The sequence below is a fragment of the Phyllobacterium sp. P5_D12 genome (assembly GCF_054049495.1).
This window is the reverse complement of record NZ_JBFUMG010000171.1, coordinates 1-8,680: the sequence shown is the minus strand read 5'-3', so window position 1 is coordinate 8,680 and position 8,680 is coordinate 1. Positions and strand designations below refer to the sequence as shown.

General features: G+C 58.6%; 7 protein-coding genes. All 7 read right to left on the bottom strand.

Annotated features, from left to right (window positions below; genetic code table 11):
* A partial coding sequence (gene selB / locus ACXJ5O_RS13105; protein ID WP_457300268.1) for a selenocysteine-specific translation elongation factor occupies positions 1-1,180 on the bottom strand: 1,180 nt, incomplete at its 3' end.
* A complete protein-coding gene (gene selA / locus ACXJ5O_RS13100; protein ID WP_457300267.1) occupies positions 1,177-2,628 on the bottom strand; it encodes an L-seryl-tRNA(Sec) selenium transferase in 1,452 nt (483 codons plus the stop codon). The genes selA and selB, both read right to left, overlap by 4 nt.
* Before the next feature lie 8 nt (positions 2,629-2,636).
* Positions 2,637-3,554 carry a formate dehydrogenase accessory protein FdhE gene (gene fdhE, locus ACXJ5O_RS13095; protein WP_457300266.1) on the bottom strand — a complete coding sequence of 306 codons (918 nt, stop codon included), beginning with the start codon at positions 3,552-3,554 and terminating at the stop codon, positions 2,637-2,639.
* A gap of 52 nt (positions 3,555-3,606) precedes the next feature.
* Positions 3,607-4,302 carry a formate dehydrogenase subunit gamma gene (locus ACXJ5O_RS13090; protein WP_457300265.1) on the bottom strand — a complete coding sequence of 232 codons (696 nt, stop codon included), beginning with the start codon at positions 4,300-4,302 and terminating at the stop codon, positions 3,607-3,609.
* On the bottom strand, positions 4,299-5,243 hold the full coding sequence (gene fdxH / locus ACXJ5O_RS13085) for a formate dehydrogenase subunit beta (protein WP_457300264.1): 945 nt from the start codon (positions 5,241-5,243) through the stop codon (positions 4,299-4,301). The genes ACXJ5O_RS13090 and fdxH overlap by 4 nt, the downstream gene beginning before the upstream one ends.
* Positions 5,244-5,252: 9 nt before the next feature.
* Positions 5,253-8,339 (bottom strand): formate dehydrogenase-N subunit alpha, encoded by a 3,087-nt coding sequence (gene fdnG / locus ACXJ5O_RS13080; protein ID WP_457300263.1) that lies wholly within the window; start codon positions 8,337-8,339, stop codon positions 5,253-5,255.
* Between the two features lie 105 nt (positions 8,340-8,444).
* A partial coding sequence (locus ACXJ5O_RS13075; protein WP_457300262.1) for a hypothetical protein occupies positions 8,445-8,680 on the bottom strand: 236 nt, incomplete at its 5' end.

The window sequence follows — 8,680 nt, the reverse complement described above, 5'->3', positions numbered from 1 at the left end:
GATAAAATGGCGGCACCGCAAGCAAGGCTTCCAGCGCCCGATCCGGCTCGATCAATTCGTGCGCATCGAGCTGTGCCCTTCGCTCCGGAGTGCGGCGTTTGCGGGCCGGCGCACGCAAGTCCAGGAAACGGCCGCCACCAATCGTGCGCTGTGCAGACGTGTCTCGGATGACATAACGATCGCCAACCGCTGCAGCGATCGGCCGGTCGAGCACAAGTTGTACACGGGTGCGTGCCCCGGGGGCTACTGGCTCATCAGCCAGCAAAGCGATACGAGCGCCGACCTCGGTCGACGCATGATGCAGCCGTACCGGGAACCAGTGACCGATCGGCTTGCGTTCGGAGCCAAGTACACGCAACGTCGCGTCAATCCGGCTCGTCGGCGCATGCAGGCTGGCGTCAAGCACCACGTCGCCACGATTGATTGCTGCCTTCGTGATGTCTGCGCCGACGAGATTGAGAGCACAGCGATCACCGGCTCGGCCAACCTCACTCGGCCGGTTCTGTGCATGGATTGAGCGGATGCGCGCGGAAAGGCCAGAGGGGCTCACCGTCACATGATCATCGACGGTAATCGTTCCCGAAAGGACCGTCCCAGTTACAACGGTGCCCGCCCCCTGGATTGTGAATGAACGATCGATCGCCAGCCGGAAGCGGCCAGTTGCGTGACGGCGGGCGAACTTCCGGGCGGCATCAACGATTTCATCGCGTAATGCCGCGATGCCACGACCCGAGATCGTTGAAACGGCAATGATCGGAGCATCGCAAAGCGCCGTGCCGGCAAGTTCGTTTCGTATTGCGGTTTCCACCTCGATGAGCCGTTCTTCCTGCACCAGATCGGCCTTGGTAAGAGCAACGACACCGCGTTCGATACCGAGGAGGTCGATGATGGAGAGGTGTTCGCGCGTTTGCGGCATGATACCGTCATCGGCGGCGACGACCAGCAGGGCAAAATCGATGCCGCTGGCCCCGGCAAGCATGGTGTGAATGAATTTCTCGTGCCCCGGCACATCGACGAAGCCGAGTATCTCTGCGCCTTCTACGGGCATATAGGCAAAGCCGAGGTCGATCGAAATACCGCGGGCCTTTTCCTCTTTCAGCCGATCGGTGTCGACGTTGGTTAGCACCTTGACGAGCGATGTCTTGCCGTGATCGATATGCCCTGCGGTACCGACGATCATGGCTTGCCCACCTCGTCGATTTCCGGCCCCGCCGCTGCACTCCTCTTGCCCGAATCAAAATTTGCGATGCCGGCAAAATTCGCCGCAAAACCGGCCTCGTCCTCAAGGCAGCGCAGGTCCAGCACCAGCGCTCCGCGCTCGATACGGCCGATAACCGGCATCGGAAGTCGCCTGAGTGCAGCTGCGAGTTCAGCGAGCATGCTCCCGCTACCCTCGATCGGCGTCAGCGCCAAGCCGGCGCTCGGCACGGTGGACAGCGGCAAAGCCCCGGAGCCGATCTGGCTTTCGCACGCAATAACGGCAACGGCGAAAGCGCCCTTCAGCGCACGCTCCACGATCGGCGCCAATCGTTGCGCCTGCGCGTCGATGGCGTCCTGCGAACGGGTAAGCAGCCGCATGGTTGGCAGCCGCTCACTCAGGCGGTCCGGATCGCGATAGAGCTGCAATGTGGCAATGAGCGCCGCAAGGCGGATTTTGTCGACACGCAGCGCCCGTTTCATGGGGTTCTTGTTAATCATCTCGATGAGTGACTTGCGTCCGACGATGAACCCGGCTTGCGGACCACCCAGGAGCTTGTCACCGGAAAAGGTCACGATGTCCGCACCTTCAGCGATCGCTTCACGCACGGTCGGCTCGTGGGCAAGCCCGAAACGGGTGAGATCCGTCAGGGTGCCGGAACCGAGGTCATTGACCAGGGGAACGTCCTTGCTGCGGGCGATGCCAGCCAGTTCGCGCGCGCCCACCTCCTTGGTGAAGCCTTCGACGCGATAGTTGGAAGTATGGACTTTCAGTATCAGACCCGTATCGGGACCGATGGCATCGCGATAATCCCGGGCATGGGTGCGGTTCGTAGTACCGACCTCGACAAGGCGCGTACCGGCGCGCGCCATGATATCGGGCATGCGAAAAGCCCCGCCGATTTCAATCAGCTCCCCACGCGAGACGATGGCTTTCCTGCCCGCCGCCAGGCTGTTCAGGACCAGAAGGACGGCCGCCGCGTTGTTGTTGACGATGGTCGCGTCTTCAGCCCCGGTGAGTTCGCAGATCAGGGAACGCAGATGATCATCGCGTTCGCCGCGCTTGCCGCTCTCAAGATCGAATTCGAGAGCAACGGCCTCGCGCATGGCCGCCGTTGCAGCTTCGATTGCCGTTTGCGCCAGCAATGCACGACCGAGATTCGTGTGCAGTACCGTACCCGTCAGATTGAACAGAGGCCGGAGTGATGACTGGCCAGCCGCCTCGAGGCTGGCCAGCGCGGCAGCCATGACGGTTTCCCCCGAGGGCGCGTTAAGGCCATTGCGCACGTCAGCACGTGTCTGCGCCAATGCACTTCGCAAGGCTTCAGTGAGGGCCGGACGCCCAAAACGTTCGACTATACGAGCAGCCGACGCAGACTTCAGAAGCTGATCGACTGAAGGAATACGGCGCAAGCTGGTATTGCTGTCCATTTCACCTCCTAAAAGCCGGCTAACAGCGGAGAAAACCCGCCGCGGTGATAAGGCCCATCCCGCATCAGGAGATCGAGGCTCAGGCTCGCCACATCATCGGCAGCGGGATCGGCTCCGGGCTCCTTGTCCTGATACAGTATCTTCGACCAGCCATGGCATTCATCGCAGGTCTCGGCCTTGACGATCCCGCCTTGTCCGTCGATCTCCTGATAGCCGATCCCCTTGGTGGAACCGCAAAGCACGCATTTGACCCGGACATAGTGCCAGAGCGTGCCGCACAGGGAACATGAGCAAAACCGCGCGCCGTGCGAACCGGGCCAGCCGACGACCATCGACGACATCGGGGCGGCGCCACAGACAGGACAAACGCCATCGGCGACCGGCGCCAGCGCGGCCACATCAAGAACGGACGCAAGGCGAGCGAAATATACCTGCAGCCCTGCCCATACGAAAACATGCTCGGCAATCGCATCGCCGGGCAATGTGTTGAAGAATACGGTCTGCGCCATCACGAGACGTTCGACAGGATCGGCGGCTGTCACGCGAGCCAGCGCCTTGGCCGCGGCAACGGGCTTCTCGATTGTGGCAGCCGCGGCGAACAGGCGATCGAATAGAGTGCCAATCGCCGGATCGCCGTCGATCACGCTTCGGTCGAGCGGCGGCATTTCGAACTCGCGTGCACGCGCAATTGTTTCCGCATCGGGGCTCTCCGGCAGGGGCAGATCCGACTGGATATCGTTTTGGGCCTGGGCAAGTTCGGCAAGGAAATTCAGATAGGGTGCGAGATCGCTTGTTTCAGCCAACTGGCGCAGACGCCTCGATCTGGCAGAAAAAAGCGAAAGGGGATCGGGCAGACGCGCAAAGGGCGGTGACGCAATATTCCCAATCGCTGTTGGATCCGGTACGACCGCGCTTTTGCGACTCATAAAACTCCCTCACGAACCCGCCGGGCCACGTGGACCGATGTTGAACGCCCTGTTATTCGGCGGGCGTCGATTTACCTTTTGATGCTTTGCCGACCAGCTCACGTAACCATTTGCGATGATGCCTCCACGCCCAGCCGCCAGTCACAGAACCACGGGTCATTGCCCTTATTGTACCGCGCACCCAGATCGCTGCATAGACATGGATAATCCAGACACTGATCGCACAAACAGCCGCAATCGCGTGGACGAGCACGGCCCATCGCTTCTGCTCGATGGTGGTGAACATGGAGAAATACTGATCCCAGATTATCAGRCCCGTTGTAATCAGCACGATGATCAGAGCCGACATCGACCAGAAGACAAATTTCTGTCCGGCATTGTATTTACCGACCTCCGGCAGCCGTTCTTCATGTCCCGTCAGCACATCCCGAATGCGCGCGAGCCAGGTGCCATCCTCACGCTTCCAGAGATTGGCTTTCCAGAAGCGGAGAAACAGACCGAAAAAGCTGAAAAACAGGAGAACGCCGATCCACGGATGAATGACCCGCGTCAACGGTCCTCCGCCAAAGAGCCCCGTCAGGAAAAAGAGTCGGGGATGGAACAAGGCAAGTCCGGACAACGCCAGGAGCACTAGGCTAATCGCCGTGATCCAGTGATTGACGCGCGCGCCCGCCGTGTAGCGGTCGACGGTAACGGGCTTGCCCGGATGAACGCTATCGCCCTTCTCCACGTCATAATCCGTGCTCATGGGCGAGGTTCCTCTCCGGTCAGCTTCTCGGCAGCCTCTTCATCCTCTTCGGAAACCCGGTTCGGACCGGCAACCAGATAGTGCATGAACCCAGCTGCAGCAGCAAAACCGATCACAGCGAGCCCGGCATATTTCGTGACACCCTTCCAGGCCTCTACGATCGGGCTGATGCGCGGATTGTTCGGCAGACCGGCGTAAATCTCCGGTTTGTCCGCATGATGCAGCACATACATGACGTGTGTGCCGCCGACGCCCGGCGGATCGTAAAGTCCCGCATTGGCAAAACCGCGCGATTTCAGATCGGTGATGCGTCCTGCCGCGTGCTCCTTCATCTCATCCTTGGTACCAAAAACGATCGCTTGCGTCGGACATGCCTTGGCACAGGCTGGTCCCTGCCCAACGGCAATGCGGTCGGAGCAGAGCGTGCACTTGTAGGCGGTATGAGTGACCTGTGAGATGCGCGGAATATTGAATGGGCATCCCTTGATGCAATAGCCGCAGCCAATACAGTTCTCGTGGATGAAATCGACGATGCCATTCGAATATTGCACGATGGCGCCGGGTGCCGGGCAGGCCTTGAGGCAGCCCGGATCCTCGCAATGCATGCAGCCATCCTTGCGGATGAGCCACTCGAGATTGTTCGTTTCCGGGTTTTCCCACTCGGTGAACCGCATCAGCGTGAACATATCCGGCGTCAGGTCATGCGGGTTATCGTAGACGCCGGTGTTGATTCCGATTTCCGGGTGCGTGTCGTTCCACTCGATACAGGCCGACTGGCAGGCTTTGCAGCCGATGCACTTGGAGACATCGATGAGCTTTGCCACCTCCGTCTGCCGTTGCGCGGGCGGCGTCACGTTTGACGCCGACCGGCGGATCAAATCCTGATCGCCGAATTTCGGGGATACAGGCTGGGTCGTCGGGTTTGGGACAGGCGGGAACATGGTAACCTCCTATGCCACCGGCCCGGCGATGGGCTCGATATTGACCAGGAACGCCTTGTATTCAGGCGTCTCGATATTGGCGTCACCGACGAAAGGCGTGAGCGAGTTTGGACCGAAGCCCTTCTTCGCTGCCCCCGTGAAACCCCAGTGCAGCGGAATACCCACCACATGAACCGGCTTGCCGTCGCAGATCAAAGGTTTGATCCGCTTCGTGACGACAGCCTTGGCCTTGATCGATCCGCGCTTGGACCACACGCGTACCCAGCCGCCTTTGACAATGCCTTTCTCCTTCGCGAGTTCTTCCGATATCTCGACGAAGAATTCCGGCTGCAGGACGGCATTCACCCAGACATGCTTGGTCCAGTAGTGGAAATGTTCGGTAAGACGGTAGGACGTTGCCGCATAAGGAAATTCCTGCGAAGCGGGTTCGGCAAACTGCGCGAAATCGCCCTTGAACACCCGCGCCACCGGATTGCCGCGGATTTTCGGAGCGATGAGGTTTGTAACTGGCGACTCGAACGGTTCGTAGTGCGACGGGAACGGTCCATCGCGCATCATCCCGACGACGAAGAGGCGCGAAACGCCCTCCGCGTTCATGATGAATGGACCGACATCCTGTGGCTTGGCTGTCGGCGCAATATCCGGCACGTCGTAGCCTGACCATTTCTGGCCGTCCCACTCGATCAGCTTGCGGCTTGGGTCCCAGGCCTTGCCATTCAGATCCGCCGAAGCCCGATTGTAGAGGATACGGCGGTTGACGGGCCACGAAAACGCCCATTTCAGGTAAGCGCCGGTCTCATCCGGGTCCGATGTATCCCGCCGGGCCATGTTGTTGCCGTTCTCGTTGAAGCAGCCGGAATAAATCCAGCATCCGCTTGTCGTGGAGCCGTCATCACGCAACGCGGCGAAGCTTGGCACCAGCTTGCCGGCTTCAACCACTACCTTGGTAGGATCGGTTGGATCCATCAATGGGGCCAGCGCTTTGCCGTTCAGTTCCTTGGCAAGTTCTTCGGCAGTCGGCTCACCCGGATCGGCATAGGACCAGTCGAGATTGACGATCGGATCGGGGAACGCTCCACCCTCCTTGCGGTAAAGGTCCCTCAGGCGCGTATAGATCTGCGCCATGATCCAGTTATCCGTCTTGGCTTCACCGGGAGCCGTACCGCCAGGCCAATGCCACTGCAGCCAACGCCCGGAATTGGTGAGCGAGCCCTCGTCTTCAGCAAAGCAGGTCGAAGGCAGTTGATAGACCTCCGTCTGGATTTGCGAAGAATTAACGTCGTTGAACTCGCCGTGATTTTCCCAGAACCGTGATGTTTCCGTGTCAAGCGGATCCATCGTGACCAGGAACTTGAGCTTCGACAGTGATGCGGTCAGCTTCGCTCTGTTTGGCGCTGCAAGCAGAGGGTTGAACCCCTGGCAGATGTATCCTGTCATCTTGCCCTGATTCATGAGTTCGAAGGCGCGCAGCACATCATAACCCGGCACATCGAGCTTGGGCAGCCAGTCATAGGCGAAATGGTTTTCCGGCGTCGCCGCCGCCCCCCACATCGTCTTGAGGAAACTGACGAAGAACTTCCTGTAGTTCTGCCAGTAGCTCATCTGGTTGGGCCGGAGTGGTTTGAAGCCGCGTGTCGACATGTAGGTGTCGAAATCCACCTCTTTTTCATTTGGCAGCGTCATATAGCCCGGAAGCAGGTTCGACATCAGGCCTACATCGGTCAGCCCCTGGATATTGGAGTGCCCACGCAGCGCGTTCATGCCACCGCCACGTACGCCAATATTGCCGAGGATGAGTTGTAGCATCGCCATCGAGCGGATGTTCTGCGAACCCTTTGAATGCTGTGTCCAGCCAAGCGCATACATGGACGTCATGGTCTTGGTCGGCGTTGAGCATTCCGAGATCATCTCGGCAACCTTGAGGAACTTCTCCTTGGGTGTGCCACAGATGCGCTCGACCATTTCGGGCGTATAGATGGAGATATGCGCTTTCAACAGGTTCCACACGCACCGTGGATTGGTCAGCGTGTCATCGACCACAGCGTAACCATCGTCGCCGACCACATAATTCCAGGTCGACTTGTCATAGTCGCGCTTTGTCTCGTCGTAACCCGTAAACAGGCCGTCCTTGTATTCGAAGCCGTCCTTGACGATGAAGGCGGCATTGGTAAATGCCTTCACATAGTCCCACTGCACCTTGTGGTTCTTGATGCAGTAATTCATCACACCAAGCAGGAAGGCTATGTCCGACCCCTGACGGATTGGCGCATAGAAATCAGCCACCGACGCAGAGCGTGTGAAGCGGGGATCGACGACGATAAGCTTGGCACCACGGTTGGCCTTGGCCTCCGTGACCCATTTGAAACCGCAAGGGTGCGCTTCGGCGGCATTGCCACCCATGATGACGACAAGATCCGTATTCCTGATATCGGTCCAGGAATTGGTCATTGCACCACGGCCAAATGTTGGGCCCAAACTGGACACCGTTGGGCCGTGTCAGACACGTGCCTGGTTATCGAATACCAGCATTCCAGCGCTGCGCACGACTTTATAGGTGGCAAACGCTGTTTCGTTCGTTGTTGCGGAGGCGGCAAGGAAGCCGGTCGTCGTCCATCGATTGACGGTCACGCCGTCATTGTTCTTCTGGACGAAATTACCGTCGCGATCATCCTTCATCAATCGGGCGATGCGATCAAGCGCGTCATTCCAGGAGATACGCTCGAACTTGTCGGAGCCCGGCTTGCGGACCATCGGATATTTCAGGCGCGTCTCGGCCTTGACGAAGTCGAGCAGGGCGGCACCCTTCGGGCACAGCGTTCCGCGATTTGTCGGGTGGTCGGTGTCGCCCTCGATGTGGACGATCTCGGCCTTTTCGCCCTTTTTCAGGTCGCCCTTCGAGTACATGATGATACCGCATGCAACCGAGCAATAGGGGCAGGTGTTCCGGGTTTCGGTGGTGTTTACGAGTTTGAAAGCGCGGATCGCTTCGGCATGGGCGGCTTCGATCTCGCCGAAGCCAAAGGCGCCGAGCGCCGTACCCGCAACACCCGCACCGGTCGCCACAAGAAACTGGCGCCGCGAGAGTTCCATGTTCATAGCATGTTATCTCCCTTTAAACCGGCTCTGCCGATAAAGCACGCCGGAGATCAGACACAAACCATTGGCATTTCAATTAAAATCCTACCTGACCATATTTTATTGTCAAATCAATAAGAAGCCATCAAACATGAATGTAATAATCAAATTAAAATGCGTGCTGTGACCATCCCAAAAAATGGCGTCGGTATTACAATACTCACCGCCTTTACTGCTCAATTCGGGGGACACGCGAATGTCAGCAATGACGAATTGACGTTCAATCTCAAATGGACAAGAATAAAAGCGTGAGCTTACTCGTCGCTCCCGAGTTTCGGGGCAGTCGTCATGGTGCTTTCGAC

Coding starts and splice junctions, on each gene's coding strand:
- selA (WP_457300267.1), bottom strand. CDS start 2,628: ATGGACAGCAATACCAGCTTGCGCCGTATTCCTTCAGTCGATCAGCTT.
- fdhE (WP_457300266.1), bottom strand. CDS start 3,554: ATGAGTCGCAAAAGCGCGGTCGTACCGGATCCAACAGCGATTGGGAAT.
- fdxH (WP_457300264.1), bottom strand. CDS start 5,243: ATGTTCCCGCCTGTCCCAAACCCGACGACCCAGCCTGTATCCCCGAAA.